The organism is Arthrobacter glycogeni (genome assembly GCF_054511155.1).
The window spans coordinates 102734-125736 of the sequence record NZ_JBTNDE010000010.1 but is presented as its reverse complement, the minus strand read 5'-3'; the positions used below and the strand labels follow the sequence as shown (position 1 = coordinate 125736).

Annotated in this window: 25 protein-coding genes; 6 read left to right on the top strand and 19 right to left on the bottom strand. The window is 65.7% G+C overall.

Annotated elements, in window-relative coordinates:
• Positions 1-151 precede the first annotated feature (151 nt).
• A complete protein-coding gene (gene pheT, locus ACX80O_RS08950; RefSeq protein WP_459333229.1) occupies positions 152-2692 on the bottom strand; it encodes a phenylalanine--tRNA ligase subunit beta in 2541 nt (846 codons plus the stop codon).
• A 2-nt stretch (positions 2693-2694) separates the two neighbouring features.
• Entirely contained in the window at positions 2695-3786 is a 1092-nt protein-coding gene (gene pheS, locus ACX80O_RS08945) for a phenylalanine--tRNA ligase subunit alpha (protein ID WP_459307921.1), read from the bottom strand.
• Positions 3787-3920: 134 nt separating this feature from the next.
• Here pheS and ACX80O_RS08940 point away from each other — a divergent pair, with 134 nt between their 5' ends.
• Positions 3921-4388, top strand: a complete 468-nt coding sequence (locus tag ACX80O_RS08940; RefSeq protein WP_459333228.1) for an eCIS core domain-containing protein — start codon at positions 3921-3923, stop codon at positions 4386-4388.
• Positions 4385-5029, top strand: a complete 645-nt coding sequence (locus ACX80O_RS08935) for an SIMPL domain-containing protein (RefSeq protein ID WP_459333227.1) — start codon at positions 4385-4387, stop codon at positions 5027-5029. The genes ACX80O_RS08940 and ACX80O_RS08935 overlap by 4 nt, the downstream gene beginning before the upstream one ends.
• Before the next feature lie 78 nt (positions 5030-5107).
• Here the strand turns inward: ACX80O_RS08935 and ACX80O_RS08930 are convergent, their stop codons facing one another.
• The 3 genes from ACX80O_RS08930 to ACX80O_RS08920 all read right to left on the bottom strand — a co-directional run bounded on the left by ACX80O_RS08930 (position 5108) and on the right by ACX80O_RS08920 (position 8719).
• Positions 5108-6526 (bottom strand): HNH endonuclease signature motif containing protein, encoded by a 1419-nt coding sequence (locus ACX80O_RS08930; RefSeq protein ID WP_459333226.1) that lies wholly within the window; start codon positions 6524-6526, stop codon positions 5108-5110.
• A gap of 239 nt (positions 6527-6765) precedes the next feature.
• The gene (gene pcp, locus ACX80O_RS08925) at positions 6766-7410 is read right to left on the bottom strand and encodes a pyroglutamyl-peptidase I (protein ID WP_459307924.1); all 645 of its coding nucleotides are present in this window, start codon (positions 7408-7410) and stop codon (positions 6766-6768) included.
• Between the two features lie 109 nt (positions 7411-7519).
• Positions 7520-8719 (bottom strand): cysteine desulfurase-like protein, encoded by a 1200-nt coding sequence (locus tag ACX80O_RS08920; RefSeq protein ID WP_459333225.1) that lies wholly within the window; start codon positions 8717-8719, stop codon positions 7520-7522.
• A 91-nt stretch (positions 8720-8810) separates the two neighbouring features.
• On the opposite strand from ACX80O_RS08920, the gene ACX80O_RS08915 reads away from it, so the two are divergent.
• Positions 8811-9875 (top strand): Rv2578c family radical SAM protein, encoded by a 1065-nt coding sequence (locus tag ACX80O_RS08915; protein ID WP_459307926.1) that lies wholly within the window; start codon positions 8811-8813, stop codon positions 9873-9875.
• Here the strand turns inward: ACX80O_RS08915 and ACX80O_RS08910 are convergent.
• Positions 9872-10315, bottom strand: a complete 444-nt coding sequence (locus ACX80O_RS08910) for a (deoxy)nucleoside triphosphate pyrophosphohydrolase (protein WP_459307927.1) — start codon at positions 10313-10315, stop codon at positions 9872-9874. The genes ACX80O_RS08915 and ACX80O_RS08910 overlap by 4 nt on opposite strands.
• A gap of 41 nt (positions 10316-10356) precedes the next feature.
• Entirely contained in the window at positions 10357-10692 is a 336-nt protein-coding gene (locus tag ACX80O_RS08905) for a DUF6855 family protein (RefSeq protein ID WP_459333224.1), read from the bottom strand.
• Between the two features lie 147 nt (positions 10693-10839).
• On the opposite strand from ACX80O_RS08905, the gene ACX80O_RS08900 reads away from it, so the two are divergent.
• Entirely contained in the window at positions 10840-12060 is a 1221-nt protein-coding gene (locus tag ACX80O_RS08900; protein ID WP_459333223.1) for an MFS transporter, read from the top strand.
• Here ACX80O_RS08900 and ACX80O_RS08895 read toward each other — a convergent pair.
• The 4 genes from ACX80O_RS08895 to infC form a co-directional block, all read right to left on the bottom strand.
• The gene (locus ACX80O_RS08895) at positions 12053-12961 is read right to left on the bottom strand and encodes a TrmH family RNA methyltransferase (protein ID WP_459333222.1); all 909 of its coding nucleotides are present in this window, start codon (positions 12959-12961) and stop codon (positions 12053-12055) included. The two genes, ACX80O_RS08900 and ACX80O_RS08895, sit on opposite strands and share 8 nt — an antisense overlap.
• Positions 12962-13007: 46 nt before the next feature.
• A complete protein-coding gene (gene rplT / locus ACX80O_RS08890; RefSeq protein WP_459307931.1) occupies positions 13008-13424 on the bottom strand; it encodes a 50S ribosomal protein L20 in 417 nt (138 codons plus the stop codon).
• Positions 13425-13521: 97 nt separating this feature from the next.
• The gene (gene rpmI, locus ACX80O_RS08885; RefSeq protein ID WP_019483418.1) at positions 13522-13716 is read right to left on the bottom strand and encodes a 50S ribosomal protein L35; all 195 of its coding nucleotides are present in this window, start codon (positions 13714-13716) and stop codon (positions 13522-13524) included.
• 111 nt (positions 13717-13827) lie between these two features.
• Complete coding sequence (gene infC, locus ACX80O_RS08880; RefSeq protein ID WP_459333221.1) at positions 13828-14853, bottom strand: translation initiation factor IF-3; 1026 nt, start codon at positions 14851-14853, stop codon at positions 13828-13830.
• A 343-nt stretch (positions 14854-15196) separates the two neighbouring features.
• On the opposite strand from infC, the gene ACX80O_RS08875 reads away from it, so the two are divergent.
• A complete protein-coding gene (locus tag ACX80O_RS08875) occupies positions 15197-15649 on the top strand; it encodes a DUF1844 domain-containing protein (protein WP_459307933.1) in 453 nt (150 codons plus the stop codon).
• 73 nt (positions 15650-15722) lie between these two features.
• Here ACX80O_RS08875 and ACX80O_RS08870 read toward each other — a convergent pair whose 3' ends face one another.
• The 8 genes from ACX80O_RS08870 to ACX80O_RS08835 form a co-directional block, all read right to left on the bottom strand.
• Positions 15723-17030: an MFS transporter gene (locus ACX80O_RS08870; protein ID WP_459333220.1), complete on the bottom strand. Its 1308-nt coding sequence runs from the start codon at positions 17028-17030 to the stop codon at positions 15723-15725.
• Between the two features lie 35 nt (positions 17031-17065).
• Complete coding sequence (locus ACX80O_RS08865; RefSeq protein WP_459333219.1) at positions 17066-17941, bottom strand: SseB family protein; 876 nt, start codon at positions 17939-17941, stop codon at positions 17066-17068.
• Entirely contained in the window at positions 17938-18696 is a 759-nt protein-coding gene (gene priA, locus ACX80O_RS08860; protein WP_459307936.1) for a bifunctional 1-(5-phosphoribosyl)-5-((5-phosphoribosylamino)methylideneamino)imidazole-4-carboxamide isomerase/phosphoribosylanthranilate isomerase PriA, read from the bottom strand. The genes ACX80O_RS08865 and priA overlap by 4 nt, the downstream gene beginning before the upstream one ends.
• Positions 18697-18736: 40 nt before the next feature.
• Entirely contained in the window at positions 18737-18895 is a 159-nt protein-coding gene (locus ACX80O_RS08855) for a CG2302 family histidine operon protein (protein ID WP_459307937.1), read from the bottom strand.
• A gap of 2 nt (positions 18896-18897) precedes the next feature.
• On the bottom strand, positions 18898-19536 hold the full coding sequence (gene hisH, locus ACX80O_RS08850) for an imidazole glycerol phosphate synthase subunit HisH (RefSeq protein ID WP_459333218.1): 639 nt from the start codon (positions 19534-19536) through the stop codon (positions 18898-18900).
• The gene (gene hisB, locus ACX80O_RS08845) at positions 19533-20150 is read right to left on the bottom strand and encodes an imidazoleglycerol-phosphate dehydratase HisB (RefSeq protein ID WP_459333217.1); all 618 of its coding nucleotides are present in this window, start codon (positions 20148-20150) and stop codon (positions 19533-19535) included. Before hisB ends, hisH begins: the two co-directional genes overlap by 4 nt.
• Positions 20151-20232: 82 nt before the next feature.
• Complete coding sequence (locus tag ACX80O_RS08840) at positions 20233-21342, bottom strand: histidinol-phosphate transaminase (RefSeq protein ID WP_459333216.1); 1110 nt, start codon at positions 21340-21342, stop codon at positions 20233-20235.
• Between the two features lie 150 nt (positions 21343-21492).
• The gene (locus ACX80O_RS08835) at positions 21493-21852 is read right to left on the bottom strand and encodes a LysM peptidoglycan-binding domain-containing protein (protein WP_459333215.1); all 360 of its coding nucleotides are present in this window, start codon (positions 21850-21852) and stop codon (positions 21493-21495) included.
• Positions 21853-22305: 453 nt separating this feature from the next.
• On the opposite strand from ACX80O_RS08835, the gene lexA reads away from it, so the two are divergent.
• Positions 22306-22962, top strand: a complete 657-nt coding sequence (gene lexA, locus ACX80O_RS08830) for a transcriptional repressor LexA (RefSeq protein WP_459307942.1) — start codon at positions 22306-22308, stop codon at positions 22960-22962.
• Positions 22963-23003: the final 41 nt, after the last annotated feature.

Sequence of the window (23003 nt, the reverse complement as noted above, 5' to 3'; positions counted from 1 at the left end):
AAACCACCGGGAAAGTACTACTGTTCCCTGAGCCCCGTGCAGTTTTCCCCCCCCTCTCGGCTGACCCGCGTCGTGTTGCCCCCAACACACCCCGGTTCTGCACTTTGGGCCGGAGTACCTGGGCAGACGTGCACGGCCTTCGCCCCCAGGTTTAGCGCTGAACGGCGCCGTGGCGCTCGGCGGCCAGGTGGACTGCCGCGTCGCGGGCGACGCTAGCCTCCTCGGCGGTCAGGGTCCGGTCCGGCGCCCTGAACCGCAGGGCGAAGGCAAGTGACTTGTGCCCGTCCTCGATTCCCGCGCCGTCGTACACATCAAACAGGTGCACGTCTTCGAGGAGCTCCCCCGCACCCTCGCGCAGGGTCGACAGCACGACGTCGGCCGGCAGCCCGCCGTCGACCACCAGTGCCACGTCCTGGGTGGTGGCGGGAAATGTCGAGAGGTGCTTCGCGACGATCACATCCGGCGCGGCGTCGAACAAGAGGTCCGCGTTGATCTCCACAGCGACGGTCCGAGGAGGCAGGTCATGGGCGGCGACGAGCTTCGGATGCAACTCACCCGCGTAGCCGAGCAGTTCCCCGGTCCGCAGCCCAATGCGGGCGGTGCGGCCCGGGTGGAACACCTGGTGCTCGCCCTGGGAAATGTCCAGGTCCACGCCGACGACGTCGGCCATCAGCCGGACCGTGTCCAGGGCGTCGGCCCAGTCCCATGCGCGTGGCTGGTGGTTGGCGCCGGCTGGGGAATCGTTGCCGGTGAAGACTGCAGCAATGGTCAGCGGCTGATCGGGCAGCCCGTCATAGAGGCCGTCCAGGGTTTCCTCCGACGGACGCTCGCCGAGCACCGGAATGCTCCGGCTACCGACCGTCTCCTGCGGCAGGAACACCAGGCCAGCCTCATACAGCGCCAGATCGCGGAACCCGCGTGAGTGGTTTCGCTTCGCGACCTCGATCAGGCCCGGCAGGACCGAGCGGCGCAGGTAGCCCAGTTCGGCGCTCAACGGGTTGGCAAGTTTGACGGAGGGTCGCTCCGTCGCGTCGGCGGACCCGAAGGTGTTGTTGCTGTCCAGTGACACGAACGGGTAGGACAGCACCTCGGTGAGTCCGGCGTCGGCCAGCGCCTGCAGCACCCGGCGGCGCTGCACCTGGACGCGGGACAGGCCGCTACCAGGGGGCGCGACGGGGAGCCGCGACGGGATCTTGTCGTAGCCCACCAGCCGGGCAATCTCCTCGGTGAGGTCGTCCTTGATCTGCAGGTCCTGCCGCCAGCTTGGCGCCGTGACGGTGTGACCGCCGTCGTGCGCTTCCACCACGGCCCCCAAATCGGTCAGGGCACCGGTGATCTGCTCATCGGTGAAGTCCATTCCGATCCGGCCGGCCGGGTACCCGGCGGGCAGGTCGATGACGACGTCGTCGGGCTCGGTGCCAACATCGGTTCCGGCGTCGTCAGCGGTGCCACCGGCGAGCTCGGCCAGAAGGTCGACCACGCGCTGCGCGGCGATGCCTGCCACCTGCCAGTCCACCCCGCGTTCGAAGCGCTTGGACGCCTCGGACGGCAGCTTGTGGCGGCGGCGTGAGCGAGCGATCGATACTTCATCGAAATGCGCAGCCTCAATCAGCACCGTGGTGGTGGTGTCGGAGACCTCGGTGTCGGCGCCGCCCATGACCCCGGCGATCCCTATGGCGCCCGACGCATCGGCAATCAGAAGGTCCCCGTCGTCGAGCGTGCGAACCTTATCGTCGAGGGTCTTCAGCGTCTCGCCTGGCGTTGCCCGGCGGACCACAATGCCACCGGTCAGCTTGTCCTGGTCGTAGCAGTGGGTGGGCTGACCCAGTTCGAGCATCACGTAGTTGGAGATATCGACGGGCAGGGAGATGGAGCGGATCCCCGCCAGGCGCAGCCGGGAAGTCAGCCACGGCGGCGTGGGACGGGTCGCATCAACGCCGTGCACGGTGCGGGCGACGAATCGGTCGCAGCCCGCCTTGCCGTAGATCGGCGACTCGTCGCTCAGCGCAACCGGGTAGCCTCCGGACATTCCTGCAGGCGCTGTGACCTGGGATGCCGGGTCGGTGAAGGTGGTCCCGGTGGCGTGGGCGTACTCGCGGGCGACACCGCGGATGGAAAAGCAGTAGCTGCGGTCCGGGGTGACGTTGATTTCGGCGGCCTGGTCGTAGAGGCCGAGCAGGTCCATTGCGTCGGAGCCGACCTCCGGATCCAGTCCGAGGGTGGCGAGCACCAGGATGCCGTCGTGGTCGTCGCCGATGCCGAGTTCGCGCACCGACGCGATCATGCCGGCTGAGACGTGGCCGTAGGTTGTGCGCGCGGCGATGCGGAAGTCGCCGGGCAGCACCGCACCCGGCAGGGTGACCACCACCTTGTCGCCCTCAACGAAGTTGTGGGCGCCGCAGACGATGCCCTGCACCCCCGACGGGTCGATGCCCTCGGTAGTTAGCGTCTGGGCCTGACCTTCGGGGACCACGCGGACCTGGCACCAGTTGATGGTTTTGCCGTTGGTCTGCGGTTCCTTGACGACGGAGAGGACCTGGCCGACGACGACGGGGCCGGACAGGGTGTCGGTCGGACGGTGGACCGCCTCTTCCTCCAGGCCAACCTTGACCAGTTCGGCCATTACGTCTTCGGCGGTGGCGCCGGCCGGGACCTGTGCGAATTCACGCAACCAGGAAAGTGGAATACGCATGCCTAGATCTCCATCCCGAAGTGCTCGCTGAACCGTACATCGCCCTCAATCATGTCCCGCATGTCGCCGACCTCGTTGCGGAACATCAGAGTGCGTTCAATACCCATACCGAAGGCGAACCCGGAAAATTCCTCCGGGTCGATGCCCGCCGCACGCAGCACGTTGGGGTGGACCATGCCGCAGCCGCCCCACTCGATCCACTGCGGGCCGCCCTTGGCGCCGGGGTGCCAGATGTCGAGTTCGGCTGACGGTTCGGTGAACGGGAAGAAGTTGGGTCGCAACCGGATCTGGGCGTCGTCGCCGAACATCAGCCGGGCGAAATGCTCCAGCGTGCCGCGGAGGTCAGCCATGCTGAGGTTCCGGTCGATGGCCAGGCCTTCGAACTGGTGGAACACGGGCGTGTGGGTGGCATCGAGCTCATCGGTGCGGAACACCTTGCCGGGGCACAGCACGTAGAGCGGCAGGGGGCGTTCCAGCATGGAGCGCACCTGGACGGGCGAGGTGTGGGTGCGGAGCAGCAGGTGTGCCTCGGGCGGGTCCACGAAGAAGGTGTCCTGCATGTCGCGGGCCGGGTGGTCCGGCTTGAAGTTCAGGGCATCGAAGTTGAACCATTCCGATTCCAGCTCGGGGCCTTCGGCGATCTCCCAGCCCATCCCGACGAAAATGTCGCTGACCCGTTCCTGCAGGGTGGACAGCGGGTGGCGAGCCCCAGCACGACGACGGCGCGGCGCGGCCGTCACGTCCACCGCCTCCTCGATCAGGATGCGGGCGTCGCGTTCGGTCTCCAGTGCGGTGGTGCGGGCGGCGAGCGCAGCGTTGATCTTGCCGCGGGCCGGGCCGATGTTCTTGCCCGCAGCTGCCTTTTCCTCCTTGGCGAGGGCGCCGATGCCCCGGTTCGCCAGGCTGAGCGGAGATTTATCACCGGTATGGGCGATCCGGACCTGCTTGAGCGCGTCAAGATCCGCCGCGGCGGCGATGTCGGCGAGCGCGCGGTCGACTGTCGCGCCGATGGCCTCCGCATCCAGTGGCGAAGGAACGTCGACGACGGCGGACGTCGCGTGGGCGGGTCCGCCCGGCTGTATGGAGTCAGACATCGGGATGTTCATACCTTCAGTGGTGGTGGGCAACTGGTGTTTCACCGCGGATCCGGTGACCGTTGGCAGACGGTGCAAGTCTAGCTAACACCGGCGCTGAGTCCCCAATGGGCGGCCGGGACCCACGTACTAGGATGACTTCCATGGTCCCGGCCCACAGAATGCGATGGCTGCTCAACTGGATGAACCTGTCCACGGCGGCGGGGCTTGCCCTTGCGACAGCGAAGCGCTGCGAGGTCCGCAGTGGCCCGGCCGGTCTACTTTTGGCCTTCGGCTACACCGGCACCTTGCCGGTCGCGAGCGCCTTCACGGTGGGGAACGTGATTCTGTTCCGCGCGTCGGCTTCGGAGGGGACACCCCGCCCAGCACTGCTGGCCCATGAATCCCGGCACAGCACCCAGTATGCGGCGTGCCTGGGTTTACCCTTCCTCCCCCTCTACTTCGGGGCGGCGGCTTTTTCTCTCCTGCGTACCGGCGATCCCGCGTCAGCGAATACTTTTGAACGCCGGGCGGGATTGGCCGATGGCGGCTATGTTCAGCGGCCCGTGCGGCCGCTTGCCACATCACTTTCCGCCGTCTTCGCGAAAAGGAGACCATCATGACGTCCAGCCCCGACGTTCCAACCATCACGGTTACCGGTACAGGCTCGGTCAGTGGTGTACCCGACCGACTCCACCTCGACGTCGGCGTGGAGGTACGCCGACCCACGGCCCCGCACGCCTATCTGCGGGCCGCAGACGCAGCGTCGCGGGTGTTTGACGCCCTCGACGCTTTGGCCTTCCCCTCTTTGACTCGGGCCACCCGCCAGATTGGGTTGCGGGCTGACATTCACTGGGGCGAGAACCAGGAGCAGAAAGTGTCCGGCTACGTTGCCTCGCAGGACCTCACGGTGACGATCGACGACCTCGCGTCCGCCTCGGCGGTCCTCGACGCCGTGGTGCACGCCGGCGGCGACGACGCCCGCATCACCTCCCTGGCCTTCGGGTTCTCCGATCCAGCGGACAGGGCCACCCTGGCCCAGGACGCTGCGTGGCGGGATGCACGTGACCGGGCTCAACGGTGGGCCAACCTGGCTGGGTGCACTCTCGGTGGCGTGGAAACTATTACCGAAGAGGCGGGGGCTGCACCCCGCCCCGGGATGCGCACCATGATGGCCGAGGATTCGTCAATGCCGGTTACTCCCGGCGAGGCCGCCGTCGTCTGCAGCGTGACAGTGAGCTGGCGCATCGAGCCTGCTGAATAAAAGAACTTGTGATGCGGGACCGACACCTTGCGCAGCATCTCGCCTCGACAGCTCGTGTTACCAGGGCAAGGGCGGTCCTTAATCACCGGCCCAGGGGTCCCGGAACCGGGCGTGTGCCGTCATCTGCGTGATGCTGACATGGCGGTAGCGGTTGCGCCGCGGCTTCCGACCGGGATCTAGGTAGGGCGGGGGAATGAACCAGGGACTGCCCTGACGCATTTTGATCTCCCAATTACCCTGCTCGACCAGATCATGATGAAAGCCGCATAGAAGCACGCCGTTGTCGATGGAGGTTCGACCCTTGGCATACCAGGGAATGATGTGGTGGGCTTCGCACCACACCGCCGGGATGGTGCAGTCCGGGAATCCGCAGCCTTTGTCACGTGCGACCAGCCCTCTGCGGAGGCCCGGTCCGAAGAACCTCTTGACCCTACCGACGTCGAGGATTTCGCCCTTTCCACCCAGCACCATCGGGACGATGTCCGCGTCGCAGGCAATTCGGCGGACGGTAGCGGGACTGACTGGCCCGGCAAACACAGCATGACCGGTTCCGTTGACCCTCCCCGCTAGTTCCTCGAAGCCTATGGTCACCATCACCTGAGGCCGATGGCCGCCGGTAGCGAGCAGTTTGGTTGTTGCCAGCGCAATCCGACAGGCGCCAACCAGGCCGTCAAGCAGTTGTTGTGCCCGGGTCCGCCAATCGACGATGGGCTCGGCGTCTGGATCCAGCACCGCGCCGCCGACGCCGACGCCGACGCGCGGCGGTACCGAGTCCTGCGTTTGATCCGCGCCCTGCTGGCGATTCGTTGCTATCCGGGGATTGGTGGCTGTGTTCATGACAGTGGAGAGAACCTCGAACTGTCCTTCAGTGGCAGTGATCTCCAACCGGTGCAGTCCGTTGCGCAGCCCGCGGAGAAATACCCCCTGCCGACTTTTCAACAGCTCGTCGCTGGGTTCGTTTCCGTCCTGGTCAATCGCTGCTTCCCAGTGCCGGGCCACCACTGCCAGGACGTCTGTGTCTGACTCAGCGGCCTGCGAGGTCAAGGCCTGCTCCATGGCCACCAGCATTCCACGCGCCTGCGGTGTGGTGGCAGCCGGACGCACCCGCTCGACACTATCGCTAATCAGCGCGGCCGCCCGCCCTCCGACCTCACCGGCGGCCATCGCTGTGCTGAGATGTTGCAGCCGCGGCGTACCACTTGAGCCGTTGAGGAACCTGGGAGGCACGACGGTTGCCGCGAGCCGGAGCCTTCGGCGCGCTTCAGACCGTCCGATCAGCAGCCTTGCCCGCAAATATTCGGCCGTATCCCGAAACTCGCCCCGCGGGGAGCCACCCTCCACACCAGGCATGCTCCACCTGATTGTTTGGCCGGACTCCCCCGTCGCCGCGATATTCTGCTGGTCCACGGCATGTGCTCCGAGAATCTGCAGGTACTCCACTGCCCGGGAGAGCTCCTCTACAGCAGCGACGGTATTGGCCAGCTCAAGCGTGCTCATAAGGCACGACCTGCCCGTAAAATTCCCGGCCAACGCGAGGAGATTTCTGTGCAGGGACGACACCGCTTCGGCTGGTCGAGGTTCAGAATCCAGGTGGGTGATGCTTATACCCAATTTTATTCGAAATTGTGTTCGATTTCCATAGATTTGGGCGTTCCTTTTGAGGGCTAACGGCGCTTTTTTCGTGTCACGGCATTCGTCCGCACCTACCTTCTGATGCACGCGCGATGACGAGAATCCTAGTGTTCGGCGCCCGCTGCCAGCCGAAGATCCGACGTCGTCCGCTGGCTGGTGAGCGCGATCTGGCGGAGTGCGGCCGCCATGTCGGCGACGGGCATGCCGGGTGCCCCGTGGGCGTCGGCCTGGTCCGACGAGTAGGGGACGTGGATGAACCCGCCGCGGGCGCCGCCGTCGGGGGTCGTCGCCAGCAGGTCCATCAGCCCGTAGAACACGTGGTTGCAGACGTAGGTGCCGGCGGTTTGGGAGATCTCGGCGGCGATGCCCGAGTCCGTCAGGTCCTGCAGTGCCTGTTTGATGGGCAGGGTGGAGAAGTAGGCGGCGGGACCGTCGGCCCGGACCGGGGTGTCGATGGGCTGGTTGCCTGAGTTGTCGGGGATCCGGGCGTCGTCGATGTTGATCGCTACCCGCTCGAGGGAGATCCTTGACCGTCCGCCCGCCTGCCCCACGCACAGCACCAGGGCGGGGCGATGCAGCTGAACTGCGGCGCGCAGGGTCGCGATGCTTTCGCCGAAGGCACAGGGCAGTTCGACGGCGACCGCTTCGACGCCGGACTGGCTCAGGTGTGCGGCGGCCCGCTCGGCCGCCTGCCACGACGGGTTGCTCGCTTCGCCGCCGAACGGCTGGAATCCGGTGAGGAGGATCATGGGTCAAGCCTAGGCGCCGTCCCAGATGAGTGGCGGAGCCGCACCTGAGTGGTTGCCCCACAGCTAGCCTGCGGGTGGGCCACTCTTCTGGGTCGGAAGGCCGGGCGGGTCACGCGAGGCACGCCTTCAGCCCTTCAATCAACCGCTGTACCTCGTCGAGGTTCGTGTAGGGCGCCAGCCCCACTCGTAATCCGCCAGCCTCCCCCAACCCCAGCACGCCCGCTGCTTCGATGGCGTAGAAGTTGCTGGCTGGCACCAGGATGTCCCGTGCGGCGAGGAACCGGCTCACGTCGACGGCGGGGTGGCCGTCGACGGTGAGCAACAGGGTTGAGGTCCGGGCGGCGGCGCGGGAGTGGACCGTCACCGCCGGCAAATCCGCGAGCGCAGCCTCAAGGAGGTGCAGGAGGAACGACTCGTGCTGCCCGATGTCGGAGTGGGCGGCTACGAGACGGCGCCGGCGCGACCCGTCGCTGGTGCCCAGTGAGGCGATGAAGTCCACTGCCGCCGTCGCGCCGGCCATGATCTCGTACGGCAAGGTCCCGAGTTCGAAACGTTCGGGCACGGCGTTGGTGGAGGGTAGCAGCTTATCCGGGGTGAACGTCTCCAGCAGCGCCGGCTCTGCGGCGAGGACGCCGCAGTGCGGTCCGAGGAATTTGTAGGGCGAGCAGACGAAAAAGTCTGCTCCGAGCGCCTTCACATCGACGCTGGCATGGGCTGCGTAGTGGACCCCGTCGATGTACAGGAGGGCCCCGGCGTCGTGCACCAGCGTCGCGATCGCCGGAATGTCGGGCATGGTGCCGAGGAGGTTGGACGCTGCGGTGACGGCGACCAGCCGGGTTTGGGGGCTCAGGGCAGCCGCCAGTTCGTCGAGGTCAAGCTCGGAGGTGGCTGGATCGAAACCCATCCACCGGACTGTCACACCCTGACGCTCGGCAGCCTGGACCCATGGTCGGATGTTGCAGTCATGATCAAGGCGGGTCACGATCACCTCGTCGCCCGGCCCCCACCCGGCGCTGAGGTGCCTGGCGAAATCATAGGTGAGCTGCGTGGCACTGCGGCCGTAGACAATTCCGAGCGGATCCGCGTTGAGGAAATCCGCCAGGGCCGACCGGAATCCGAGCACGGCCGCGTCAGCGTTCCGTTCGGATGCGACCGAGGTCCCCCTGATGGATAGCGGGCTGGTCAGGGTGTCGGCGATGGCCTGTCCGACGATGCTGGGCGTCTGGGTTCCGCCCGGACCGTCGAAGTGGGCGATCCCCGAGGACAGGGAGGGGAAGTGGGAACGCAGACTTTCGACGTCGAGCGGCATGGAGTCCTTTCGGGGAGATGACTGAGCGTGGCTCAAGCCTAATAGCCGCGACTTCCTTCGAATAAGTTCGAAGATGTGTTCTACTGTATTCATGAGATGGGTTGGTCAAAGTACGACGACGACGGCGCCCGGTCCGCAGGAGGCGCTACTCCCCCTCAGCGGGCTGGTCCGCACCGTGAGGACGCCCGAATTCGCTGGCATCACCTTCCATGAGGTGCTGGCCAAATCGGTACTCAATAAGGTGCCCGGCGACTCAAGCATGCCGTTCCACTGGACCATCAACCCCTACCGGGGATGCTCGCACGCCTGCGTCTACTGCTTCGCCCGGAAGACCCACAGCTACCTGAACCTGGACACCGGACTGGACTTTGATTCGCAGCTGGTGGTGAAGACGAATGCCGGAGAAGTGGTACGCCGCGAAGTATCCCGCCGGTCGTGGCGGCGTGAGCACGTGGCCATGGGCACCAACACCGACCCGTATCAGCGGGCCGAAGGTCGCTACCGGTTGATGCCCGCCATCATCTCCGCTTTGGCCGATTCCGGAACCCCGTTTTCCATCCTCACCAAGGGCACGCTGTTGGCACGGGACATCCCGTTGCTGCAAAAAGCATCCTCCGCAGTGCAGATCGGGATGGGCATCTCCCTGGCGATCATCGATCCAGTGTTGGCCCATGCGGTGGAGCCTGGCACCCCGAGCCCCAAGGCCCGGCTGGAGCTGGTCAGCCGATTGCGGGACGCGGGCCTTCCCTGCGGCGTCCTGGCCATGCCGATCCTGCCCTGGTTGACGGACAGCGACGAGTCATTGGATGCCTTGTTTGGTGCGCTGGCAACTGCCGGTGCGACGGGCGTTTCGGCGGGCGCACTACATCTGCGTCCCGGCGCCCGCGAGTGGTATATGGATTGGTTGGCCGCCAATCACCCTGCGCTGGTGGGGCGCTATCAGCGGCTCTACCGCGGCGGAAGTTACGCGTCGAAGGAGTACCGGACCTGGCTGTCCGGCCGTATCCGGCACCACCGGGCCAACCATGGGTTCACCTCCGGGGCCCAGTTTTTCAGAGAGCTCGAACCGGGGGTGTCCAACGACGGCGGCGGCAGTCCCCCGGTAGGGGCATCCTCACCATCACTGGCAGCCGGCCCGGAGCCGACACTGTTCTAGAGCGGCGCAGCAACCAGGGCCAGCAGTGCGTCAACAATGGGACGATCCGCCGGGATCCACGCGAGGTCCACCAGTGCGGGTGAACCAGCGAGGGGAACCCAGGTGAGGAGGTCATGATCCTCCAGCGGCCTCGGCTCGCCCGTGGTCACCTCGGCGAGCCACACCCGCATGATGGCACCCTCGTTTAGGGGCCAACCGCTAGGAAGAGGTCCTCCCACTTCGGCGCCCAGCACCACTGTCACCCCGAGCTCCTCAAGCAGCTCACGATGCAGGGCCTCGGTATCCGACTCCCCCGCCTCGACTTTCCCACCGGGGAATTCCCACATCCCGGCAAACTGCTCGGGAGTGGTCCGGCGGGCAGCGAGCAGCCAGGTGGGATGGTCGAGCGAATCAACAATCGCGGCGCCGACAATCTGGCGCGGTAACTTCTCAGCAGGCACGAACCGAGTGTAGCGGGCGGGTGCCTCACGTCGAACCACTCCTACCGGGCTCGCAGCTGGTTGTTCCGCTTGTCATGGGTGAGTTCTACCAACCCCAACTCTTCAGGGATTGGCGGCAGGTACATCCCGAACCGTCCTCGGTAGCCCTTCCGGAGGCCGTACCAGCCGGCCACCGGGTTGCCTTCGGACCGGCCCCACGCCTCGACCGACCCGTTGGGCGCCGGCTTGCTATCATCGGCAGCGCCAAGCGGAACCCATCCGTCCTGAGCGGACAGCCAGGCGACAAGATCCTCGATCGCCCGCAACTGGTACTTGAGCGTGGTGCTGCCAACCTGGCACACCGGGGCAGGCGGATCGGCATCCTCTTCCCTATACATCGAGTACTGGGAGGACCGACGCGAGGGACAGCACAACAGGCGCCGACGGAGCCTACGGCGCTACAGTTGAAATAGACAACGGCGTCGCTGCGTTGCGCCTAACAGACGCATGCCCCCACACCACCCCCAGCCGCCGAAACGAGTTCCATGTCTGACGCCCGAAGCACCGCCCTGACTCCACGTCAGCTGAACTTTGCCATCATCGCCCTCGCGATGGGCGGCTTCGGCATCGGCACCACTGAGTTCGCCATCATGGGACTTCTGCAGGAGATGGTGGGCGATCTCAATATTTCCATTCCCGAGGGTGGACACGTGATCTCGGCCTACGCGATCGGCGTCGTCGTCGGCGCTCCACTCCTTGCAGCGCTCGGCGCCCGGCTCCCCCGCAAGGGGATGGCGCTCGGCCTGATGATGCTGTTCACCGTTGGCAACTTGTCCTCCTACTTCGCCGCTGACTACGGCTGGCTCCTGTTCTCCCGCCTCATGTCGGGCCTGCCGCATGGCGCCTACTTTGGTATCGCCGCGGTCATCGCCGCCTCCCTATCCGCCCCGACACGCCGCGCGCACGCCGTCGCCATGGTGATGCTGGGGCTCAGCATCGCCAACGTCATCGGAGTCCCGTTTGCCACCTGGCTGGGTCAGATGTTCGGCTGGCGGACCATGTTCCTGCTGGTCGGCGTCATCGGACTGGTCACGATCTGGATGATTTCCCGCAGCGTCCCACACCAGAAGGTCCTGCAGAACGCCAGTATCCGGCGGGAGCTCGGTGCGCTGCAGCGCGGCCAGGTCTGGATGACGCTGCTTATCGGGACTGTCGGCTTCGGTGGCTTCTTTGCCGTCTACTCCTACATCTCCCCGACCATGACCGAAGTGACAGGACTCCCCGAGACCACCCTGCCCTTCGTCGTCGCCCTCTACGGGCTCGGTATGGTGACCGGAAACATTGTCGGTGGCCGCCTGGCCGACATTTCGGTGATGGGCACCATCTACTGGGTGATGGGCGTGATTGCCGTGGCGCTGGTGGCGTTCTCGTTCGCCGTCCAGTGGGCGCCAACCGCGCTGCTGTTCGTGTTCCTGGTCGGAGCGATCGGTGCCATGCTGATCCCCTCGCTCCAGGTGCGCCTGCTCGACGTCTCCCCGGATGCGCCGTCGCTCGCCTCGTCCCTGAACCACGCGGCCCTGAACATTGCTAACGCCCTGGGCGCGTTCCTCGGCGGCGTAGTGATTGCCGCCGGCTGGGGCTACACGGCCCCGGCTCTTGTCGGTGCGGTGTTGGCTGTCGTCGGCCTCGCCGTCGCGCTGGTCAGTGGGCGCATGGACCGTCGCTCCGAGGCTGTTCGAGCGCCCGAACGGGTCACCGTCAGCTGAGGCGCTGCGCCCGCGCTGAGGCGTAGAGGCAGACGGTCGCCGCAGTCCCCACATTGAGGCTCTCGGCCCGCCCATAGATCGGTACGGCCACCCGGTGGTCGGCGCCCTTGAGGACGACGTCGGGCAGCCCCTGTGCTTCGTTGCCGAAGAGCCACGCCGTCGGTGCCTCGAGCTGCGCTTCCTTCACCTCGGTGGTGTCGGCTGATGCCGGCGCCAACCGGCGTCGCGCGCTCTCCTCCTGCAGAACATCGAGGTCGACGTCGCCATACCCGTCGGCTGCCAGCACCGTGATGCCGCGGTCCCGCAAGGATGAGAGGACCAGATCTAGGTCAGCGCCCAGGACCACGGGCAGGTGGAACAGCGAACCGACGGTGGACCGGACAGCCTTCGGGTTGTACAGGTCAACGCTCGACGACGTCAGCACCACCGCGTCGGCGCCCGCAGAGTCGGCGGCCCGCAGGATGGTCCCGGCGTTGCCGGGATCGCGCACTTCAACCATCACCGCGACCAGCCGGGGCTCATCGGCGAGTACTGCGTCGAGCGACACATCGACGAAGGCGCACACCGCGATCACGCCCTGCGGGGTCACGGTGGAGGACATTTCGGCCAGGACTTCCTCCGTGACGAGCCGCGGTGCCGGCTGATTTTCGAACAGGCCGAGCTCCGCGTGGCGTTCAAGGCACTCCTCGGTGATGAAGAGCTCCTCGATCACTGCTGGCGCGCCGACAGCCCGGCGGGCTGAATGCAGGGTCAACGCCTCACGGACGGACTGCGGGCCCTCGGCGAGGAACCGGCCCTGCCTTAAACGAGCCGGACGCCCTGCGAGCCGTGCCACTTCCTTCACCCGATCAGCTCGGGGGTTGGTCATGGGGGGTGCCGCAGGGCGTCCGGTGTTATTCATGTACTGATGTTCCCAGTAATCCGGTCAGGCCGGAAAACGGAGAGGGTTATGCCTTCGCTGGTGTCTTGGCAGCTGTTGACTGAGCGCCGGCCGGAGCCGAGGTGTCGGCAGGCAGGGAGTTCTTGGCAATCTGTACCAGCGCGGAGAACGCATTGGCATCGGAAACTGCAAGCTCGGCCAGCATCCGGCGGTCAACCTGAATCTCAGCGGCCTTCAGGCCCTGAATCAAACGGTTGTAGGTCAGGCCGTTGGCGCGGGATGCGGCGTTGATGCGCTGGATCCAGAGGCGACGGAAGTCACCCTTGCGCTTGCGGCGGTCGCCGTAGCTGTAGACAAATGAGTGCAGCAGCTGTTCTTTAGCCTTGCGGTACAGGCGTGAACGCTGCCCGCGGTAGCCCTTCGCCCGCTCGAGAATTACCCGACGCTTCTTGTGGGCGTTTACCGCCCGCTTCACACGTGCCACGTGCGTACTCCTTCAGTAGATCTACCGGATTGTAGTGTCACACCGTCCTGCTGTGAGCAGTTGACTGGCGTAGCCCCGGTTAAGTGGTTTGGGTGAGTTAGATGCCGAGCATCTTTTTGATGACCTTGGTATCGGCCTTCGAAACAATCTTGTCGCTACCGAGACGGCGAGTCAGCGTGGAGGGCTTGTGCTCCAGGTAGTGGCGGCGGTTGGCCTGCTGGCGTTTGAGCTTGCCGCTTCCGGTCAGCTTGAAGCGCTTCTTGACACCGCTGTGGGTCTTCATCTTCGGCATGAGAACCGATCTCCTTTGGTTTCCACCCACGATTGCAGGTGGCTCGTGCGGCACCCGCGGGGGTGCCTGCGGGCTTATTCGGGCGCCTGGCGGCTCCGACGGGGGTGAACCCTAGTCGGAGGTGCTTGGCTTAGGCCGGCTCGGCGCGCTCCGGGGAGCCGCCTTGCTGGCAGGTTTTGGTGTTGCGGGCTTCGGCATGGCCGTCGGCTTAGGAGCTGCCACGGGCTTCGGCGCCGCGACCGGCTTTGCAACCGCTACTGGCTTCTCCGCTGCCTGCTTCTCCGTTGCCTTGGCGGGTGCCTTAGCCGGAGTCTTGGGCGCCTCGGCCGCAGCTTTCTCGGCAGCCTTGGCTGCCTGGGCGGCTTCAGCTGCTGCGGCTTCCTGATCGGCCTTGTCCTGAACGGCCTTCTCACGGTCGACGATTTGCTGTGCCGCAGCTTCCTTCGCTGCAACTTCGGCCGCAATCACTTCCTGCGCGGCAGCCTTTTCGGCTGCCTCCTGGGAAGCCGTGGTCGAGTAGCCATCAGGGAGCAGGTCCGCGAGGCTCTGCGTCATGGGCGCCTTGTCCGGGGTGGTGTCGAGCTTCTCGGTACCAGCCTTCACTGCCTCGTTCGCGGCCTTGGCGTCGGCACGCTGGGTGGCGCGTCGCGCCTCAGCCTTGGCCTCGGCCTTGTTCTTGACCGGTCCGATAACCATGACCATGTTGCGCCCGTCGATGCGTGGAGTTGACTCCACGATGCCGACCTCGGCAACGTCTTCGGCAAACTTTTGCAGCAGGCGGATGCCCATCTCGGGTCGCTGCTGCTCACGTCCGCGGAACTGGATCATGGCCTTGACCTTGTCACCGGCACCCAGGAAGCGCATCGCATGTCCACGCTTGGTCTCGTAGTCGTGAGTGTCAATCTTCAGGCGGAACCGGATCTCCTTGAGAACCGTGTTCGTCTGATTCTTGCGCGCCTCACGAGCCTTCACAGCGGCTTCATACTTGTATTTGCCAAAATCCATCAGCTTGGCTACCGGAGGCTTGGCCTGCGGTGCAACCTCAACAAGATCAAGGTCTGACTCGGAGGCAAGACGGAGAGCATCCTCAATACGGACGATGCCTACCTGTTCGCCCGCAGGTCCTACCAACCGCACCTCAGGGACGCGGATACGATCATTGATTCTTGGCTCGCTAATGTGTTGCTCCTGAAATCTTAGGAAGTCTCACCTCGTGCAATCGAAGAAGGCCCCCGACTGCACATGCAATCAGAGGCCTCAATGATCGGCAGGCTCCACAATGCTGTGGAGCCGCACTGGTGAGATGACTACCTCAGACAGTACGTACCGACCTAACCCGGCTGCCACCATGCTTCGCAACGAAACACCTGGCAATCGCGGGTGGGAGAAACTCCGCTTGCAGACTGGAGTGATCTTTTTCATGGCCCATGCGGGCACAAAAAATACCGACCTCCAGCCGGTCTGTGACAAGCTTACCAGCATGAGCACTCCGGCCAGTAATCAAGACAGCGCACGCAACATCTTCCAGGCACCCGGGACCAGCGGCGCCCCCGCCGGGGAGCCGTTGAGCCAGGATCCCCTGGCTCAGACAGCCGATGACGACGGCCGGCAGGTCCGGCGCGACATCGCCGAGGTCAGCGCCGTGGAGCTGATCATGACCTCCGCACTGCACCTGATGAGCGCCGCCGCCGTGAAGTGCGGGCTGGCCGAAGGCGACGACGCCGAGGAACTCAAGGACCTGGATGAGGCCCGCAAAATCATCACGGCTCTGGCCGGGTTTGTGACAGCAGCGGCACCGGAGATCGGCGGCCAGCATGCCGGCCCGCTGCGCGACGGCCTCCGTTCACTGCAGTTGGCGTTTCGTGAAGCATCGATCATCCAGGACGCCCCCGGCAAGGGGCCCGGCGAGAAGTTCACCGGCGCGGTCAACTAGTCTTCGTCGCCGTCAGCCCCACCGCGGCGCCCCGGCCGCGGCGGGCACGGGCGGCGGCAGGCACGGGCGGCAGCTAGCGCCGTCGTCGTCGTCGTACCTGCTGTGCACCCAGACCGAGTAGGCAGATCACGACGGCGACCGCGCCCACCGTAGTAAAGGCGGCAGACGGCCCCACCGTGTCAATGGTGATCCCTGCCAGGGGGGCGCCGAGGGCGACCCCCGAGGTCAGCGCCGAGCCGTACCATCCCATCGCCTCCCCGCGGCGTTCCTCCACCACGAGGTCCGCCACCCGCTCCGACGCTGCGGAGAGGACCGGCGCGCACAGGAGTCCCGGCAGGATGGACAGGAGGCATAGGGTCAGGGTGTTCTCGGCGAACCCCATCGGAATGGTGAACAGGCCCATCAGCAGGAGCAGGAGCAGCGGTGACACCGGTCGATGCAACGCCCCGTAGATCAGCCCGCCGACCACCGAGGCAGCGCACCAGGCGGCGAAGACCAGTCCCAGTTCGCCCTCACGTCCCGACTCCTCGAGAGCCGCGACGATGCCCACCTCGGTTCCTGCGAGCACCATCCCGGCGCCCGCTGCGACCACCATGACCACTGCCACGGCAATGGTCAGCCAGGTGAAACTGCCCGCGACCCGCTCCTTCAACGCAGACCGTCCACGGGAGGAGTGCACTCCTGGGTACAGTTCGGCGGATGCCTCGCCCACATGCGCAGGCGCCGAGGCGACCAGGGCGCCGACGGCCGCCGCCCCGTCCTCAGCCTCGGTCGGTGCGGGGGAAACGGCGCCGAGCTGTTCGCTCCGGGTCGGCGGATTGAACCACATCAGGAACAGGCCAGCCCCGGCGGTGGCCAGCCCCACCAGTGTCAGTCCGAGCACTGTGGAGACCTGCGTGGCCAGTACAACACCCAAAGCCGGCCCCACCATGAAGATCAGCTCGGTGCCGATCGCGTCCAGGGTGAACGCCGTCCGGCGTTTCTCCCCGGTCACCATCACGCCGAGGGACTGCCGGACCACCGAGAACGCGGGAAGGGTGAACAGCCCACCGATCAGCGCGGCAAGGAGCAGCCACTCATAGGACAGCTGCGGGGCGACGGACCAGATCACGGCTTCGGCGACGACCGAGGGAATCAGCGCCTTCCGCAGCCCGGCACTATCCACCCGGCGTCCCCGCCATGGGGCTCCCACGGCAATGCCGATGGTCAGGAGGGCCGCCACCGCACCGGCTTCCGCGTACCCGCGGTCGAGGGTCTGGACAACGTGGAGGGTCAGCAGGACACCTGCCGCTGAATGCGGGAATCGGGCGATCATGCCGACGATCAGCAGACGCCGCACCGGGACGATGCGTAGCAGGTCCCGGTAGAGGGCAAAATTCACGTGGTTCACTTTTCTGCGGGTCTGCCCGCACATGCTCAGCGGGTCAGGACCACTTCGAGAGAGTCGACCCGTTCCACAAATTCTCTATTGCTCCGCAGTCGGTCCTGCAGTCCCTGGACCACAGCACGGACGGCGTCTTCATCCAACCCGCCGCGCAGTGTCACCTGGAGCCGTACCTCTGGGCCCGGGCCGCCACCGGATGTCAGTGTACCGTCTGCCGCCCGGGCCGGGACCCCGCTGCCGGGGCTCAATGCGACCCGTAGAATTGTCGGCTCCTCCGCGGTGGCCTGGGCCACCAGGTCGGCGACCCGCGGGTCGCTGTAGGCGGGCTGCCACGGAAGCTGCTGGGCCAACGCCCAGACGGCAGGGCGCCGCACCACGAACGTGAAACATGCGCCCGGGTCGATCACCAGCAACTCCGACCCGTCAGCCACTGCCGACAGGGCGGCGCGCGGTGCGTAGACGGCGACGGGCCGGGCGTCGGGATGCCAGGCTGTGAGGGCGGCCGCCGAGCTGAAGACCGGTAAGGCGGTCCGCCCGTCGGGGGCCTTCAGTGTCACAAGGGCCATGTCGGCTTCCTTGTCCCCGGGCTTGTCACCCACTCTGTCCCCCGCCGGCCCGTTGTGCTGCTGGGCGGCTTCGCTATCTTCTGCAAGTTGGGCCATCACCGGGACGAAGACCCGAACCCCGGCGAGGGCGGCCAGCACACTTGCCTCATCGCCCGCGCCGGCACGCAGCCGGTCAACTGCCTCGGTGTAGGCGGGCGGTGCGGCGCCGTCGTCGTCGTCGAAGTTGTGCAGCGGGTTTCCGTCGCCGCTCAGGTCACGGCCCTCCCACGGCTGGCCCGCCGAATCGGTGGTGTTGGCCGCCAGGGCCGCAGCAATGTGCGCCGGCAGGTGCCGCTCGCTCACACCCGCGGCTCCGGGTGGCCGGCGACGTCAAGTGCCTGGGGCAGCGTGAACGCGCCGGCGTAGAGGGCCTTGCCCACGATTGCCCCTTCCAGGCCGTGCGGTACCAGCTGGCGCAGCGCTGCGAGATCGTCAAGGCTGGAAATTCCGCCGGACGCGACCACGGGGCGCGAAGTCCGCTCGAGCACCTGCTGGAGCAGCTCCAGGTTCGGGCCGCGGAGGGTTCCGTCCTTGGTGACGTCCGTGACCACGTACCGGGAGCAGCCGGCATCTTCGAGGCGCTGCAGAACCTCCCAGAGGTCACCGCCCTCTTCGGTCCACCCGCGTGCCGCGAGAGTGGTGCCGCGGACGTCCAGCCCGACGGCGATCTTGTCGCCGTAGCGGGCAATGGCGGCCGCAGTCCACTCGGGGTGCTCCAGGGCGGCGGTACCGAGGTTCACCCGGTGCGCGCCGAGTTCGAGGGCCGCGTCGAGGGAAGCATCGTCGCGGATACCTCCGGACAGCTCAACCTTGATGTCAAGTTCGCTGACGACGCGCTTGAGTAGCTCACGGTTCGAGCCACGGCCGAACGCTGCGTCGAGGTCCACGAGGTGCACCCATTCCGCGCCGTCGTGCTGCCAGGCGAGGGCCGCCTCGAGGGCGTCCCCGTAGCCGGTTTCGCTGCCGGCCTCGCCCTGGACCAGGCGGACGGCCTGACCGTCGACGACGTCAACGGCGGGGAGCAGTTCAAGAATGGGCGATTCAGTAAAAGGGCTCATCGGGTGGTGACTCTTTCGTAGCTGTCGGATGTCTCGATAATCAGAGGTCGGTCAAGGTCAGGAGGTAGGCGGCAAGTAGTGCCATTCCCGCCAGCACCCAGAAGCTGATAATCAGGGCCTTGGGCAACTCCTGCCGCCGGAAGGAGATGGCCCCGCCGATCAGCAGCCCGGATAGACCCATCAGCACTATGCTCCACATGGCTACCGCAACCCCGCCGTCCAGTTGGAGAGCAGGCGCGCGCCGGCGTCGCCGGACTTTTCGGGGTGGAACTGGGTGGCGCTCAGCGGCCCGTTCTCGACCGCCGCGATGAACGGTCCGCCGTGGTCCGCCCAGGCCACCATGGGAGGTTTCATCGCTGGTTGGGTGACGTCGAACGTCCACCGCTGTACTCCATAGGAGTGAACGAAGTAGAACCGCTCCTCTTCGATGCCGTCGAACAGTGTTGACCCCTCGGGTGCTGTCACAGTATTCCAGCCCATGTGGGGAACGACGTCGGCCTGGAGCCGCTCAACGGTGCCCGGCCATTCGCCCATCCCTTCGGTCCTGATGCCATGCTCAACACCGTCATCGAAGAGGATTTGGAGTCCGACGCAGATTCCGAGGACCGGTCGGCCGCCGGCCACCCGCCGACCGATCATCCGCAGCGCGTCGACGTCCTTCAGTCCCTTCATTACCGTGGCGAAGGCGCCCACGCCGGGCACCACCAGCCCGTCGGCGTTCAGGACGTCGTCGGGCTTGGCGCTCAGGGTAACCTCGGCGCCGACGTGCTCAAGGGCACGCACTGCTGAGCGGATATTGCCTGAACCGTAATCGAGGACTGTGACGCGTGGCGCGCTCATAGTGCCCCTTTGGTGGACGGGATCCCGTCGACCCGTGGGTCCGGCTCCACTGCGGCGCGAAGCGCACGGGCAAAGGCCTTGAACTGGGCTTCCACAATGTGGTGGGGGTCGCGTCCGCCCAGGACCGTCATGTGCAGGCAGATCTGGGCGTGCAGGGTGATGGCTTCGAAGACGTGGCGGGTCAGCGAACCGGTGAAGTGCCCCCCGATCAGGTGGTACTTCTGGCCTGCAGGTTCGCCCGTGTGGACGAGGTAAGGCCGGCCGGAAATGTCGACGACGGCGTTGGCCAGTGCCTCGTCCAGGGGAACTGTCGCTTCGCCGAACCGCCGGATTCCCGCCTTCGTGCCGAGGGCTTCGCGGAGCACTTCACCGATGGTGATGGCGACATCCTCGACCGTGTGGTGGGCGTCAATGTGCGTGTCTCCGGTGGCCCTGACCGTGAGGTCGATCAGCGAGTGCTTGGCCAGCGCAGTGAGCATGTGGTCGTAGAAGGGCACGGAGGTGCTGATTTCCGCGCGTCCGGTGCCGTCAAGATCGAGTTCGACGAACACCGACGATTCGCTGGTGGTCCGTTCCCGGCTCGCGGTGCGTCGGGCGGTGGTTTCCACGCTCATGGCTATCCTTCGATTGGTACGTAGCGGATGGGTGACGGTAGCTGCATCATTCGGGTGTCGCATCGAACGGCCTCCTACCAGTCTAGGAGACGGTTTTGCCCAGCAGGGCACTGAGGGAGTCGAGGAACACTGTGGTCTCCGTCTCGGTGCCGGCGGTGACCCGCAGGTGGCCTGGGATGCCAACGTCGCGAATCAGCACCCCCGCTGCCAGGAGGCCCTGCCAGGTCCCGTGCGGATCCTCAAGCCCTCCAAAGAGCACAAAGTTGGCGTCCGAGGGCACGGGGGTTAGGCCCAGCGCTCGGAGACTGTCGACGATCCGGTCGCGCTGGGTTTTGATGTTTTCCACGTTGGCGAGCAGCTGGACCGAGTGGGTCAGGGCCGCGTTGGCCGCCGCCTGCGTGATAGCTGAGAGGTGGTAAGGCAACCGGACCAGGCGCAGCGCGTCCGCGACCTCCGGTGCCGATGCCAGATAGCCGAGCCGCGCGCCGGCCATGGCGAAGGCCTTGCTCATGGTTCGGGACACCACGAGGCGCTCCCGGCCCTCCAACAAGGTCAGTGCGCTGACGGTATCGGCGTGGGCGAACTCGGCGTAGGCCTCGTCGACAATCACAATGGCGTTGGCCTTCTCGCTTGCCTCGTAGACCGCTTCCACCACGTCCAGACCCAAAGCGGTCCCCGTCGGGTTATTGGGCGAGCACAGGAACACGACATTGGCGCCGGACTCTTGTACCTGGCGTGCAGCGTCTTCCGCGCCCAGGTCGAAAGTGCCGTTGCCTTCCCCGGCTAGGTAGCGGGTGCCGGTACTGCTGGCGAGCAGGGGGTACATCGAGTAAGTAGGGGGGAAGCCGATCGCCGACCTGCCGGGGCCGCCGAAAGCCTGGAGGAGGTGCTGCAGCACTTCGTTGGAACCGTTGGCGGCCCACAGGTTAGCGGCGGTCAGCCCGTGGCCGAGGTAGCGCGCGAGATTTGACCGTAGTTCGCTGAACTCTCGGTCGGGGTAGCGGTTCAGGCCGCCAACTTCCCGACTAACGGCGTCAACAATCGCCCGTCTCACGTCGTCGGGCACCCCATAGGTGTTTTCGTTGACGTTGAGCAGGATTGGCACGTCCAACTGGGGAGCCCCATAGGGGTGCTTCCCCCGGAGATCATCGCGCAGGGGCAACCGGCTCAACCGCTCAAACTGTTCGTTCACCTGTCAAGGTTATGCTCCGAGCCGCATCAGAGCAGAATCCGCGGGGCACTGACTGGCCCTTCGCTGCCTGCTGCCGGCAGCCGAGACTGGCTGGCCGGGCTGTCGTGGCTCACTGGGATTTCGAGAACAGTCCCGTGCTTCGCAAGGTTCTTACCGGTTGGTCGGGACGTCCAGCTGCTGCCCGGCCTGAAGAACTGACGTACCGAGGCTGTTGAGTTCAACGATCTCGGAGACCACGTCGCGCGGGTCGCGCTCGGGAGCGAACTCGGTGGCGATCTGCCAGATGGTTTCCCCAGCAGCGACGCTGACGCTGACGGTCTGCGTGACCTCTCCGCCCTCGGCCGCTGCCTTGGCAGGCGAGTTGAAGAATCCTGACAGCATCAGGACGGCCGCTGCCAGCAGAACAATCGGCAACCCGACCAGCAGGAGCCTGCCCCTGCGGGTGAGTCGCAGCTTACCCGCAACCTTCTCGGCAGCGGGGACGTTCTGGTGTGTGGTGATGACAGACATGGATAGACCTCTCTGTACTCTCGAATCAGTCCATTCGAATCCGGGTTTCAAACCGAACCAACCGCGGCGGTTGAAGGTGGTGTTCGAGCAGAAACCGGACTGGCCTGTTTCGTTCGAACCTATCTTCGAATTGCTGCTTTCTTATTTTTAGCACTTATTGACGAACTTTGTCGAGACACGATCGAACAAATGTTTGAAAACGTGTCTCAACTCCCATACCGTTGGCGGTAAGGATGAAGGTTCGGTTCCAGCAGAACTCAGCACATCATCCGGCTCTGACAAAATAAGCTCGGCTCCCGAAATCCAGGGATCTGCCGGGGTACATGGATTCTTATCGAAGGGACAGCGACCGTGAAAGAGTCGGACGGACCACTGGATGGACCAACTTCGGATCTGCCCCCCACCCCGCTTCCAACGCGCGGCCGGCCCCGCGGCCGGCAGGTGCCCAAGGGCATGACGCCCCGGCAGAAGAAGATCCTCGAAACCATCCAGCGGGCGATCGGTACCAATGGGTACCCGCCGTCAATGCGGGAGATTGGGGATACGGTGGGACTCGCCAGTTTGTCGAGCGTCACCCACCAGCTGTCCCAGCTGGAACGGATGGGCTACCTTCGTCGCGACCCCAAGCGCCCCCGGGCCATGGAAATCCTGCTTCCACTAACGCTCGACCACGACCATAAGAGCGCCCCCCAGGGGTCAGATCCCAGCGTCCCGTCCGAGATCGGCGGCGCGGTGGACGCCGCGATGGTACCGCTCGTTGGCCGGATTGCTGCAGGTGGCCCGGTCCTGGCCGATCAGGTAATCGAAGATGTCATGCCGCTGCCCCGCCAATTGGTCGGCCATGGCGACCTCTTCATGCTGCGCGTCTACGGTGACTCGATGATCGACGCAGCCATTTGCGACGGCGATTGGGTAGTAGTCCGCAGACAGCAGGAGGCGCAGAACGGTGACATTGTGGCGGCCCTGTTGGATGACGAGGCCACAGTGAAGACCTTCCGCCAACGCGACGGCCACACCTGGCTGCTCCCGCAAAACACCCAGTACGAACCAATCCTTGGTGACCTAGCCACCATCATGGGCAAGGTTGTCTCGGTGATGCGCGCTCTCTGACCGCACACTGCCCGCCGCCACACCGCGCACCACCGCGGCGG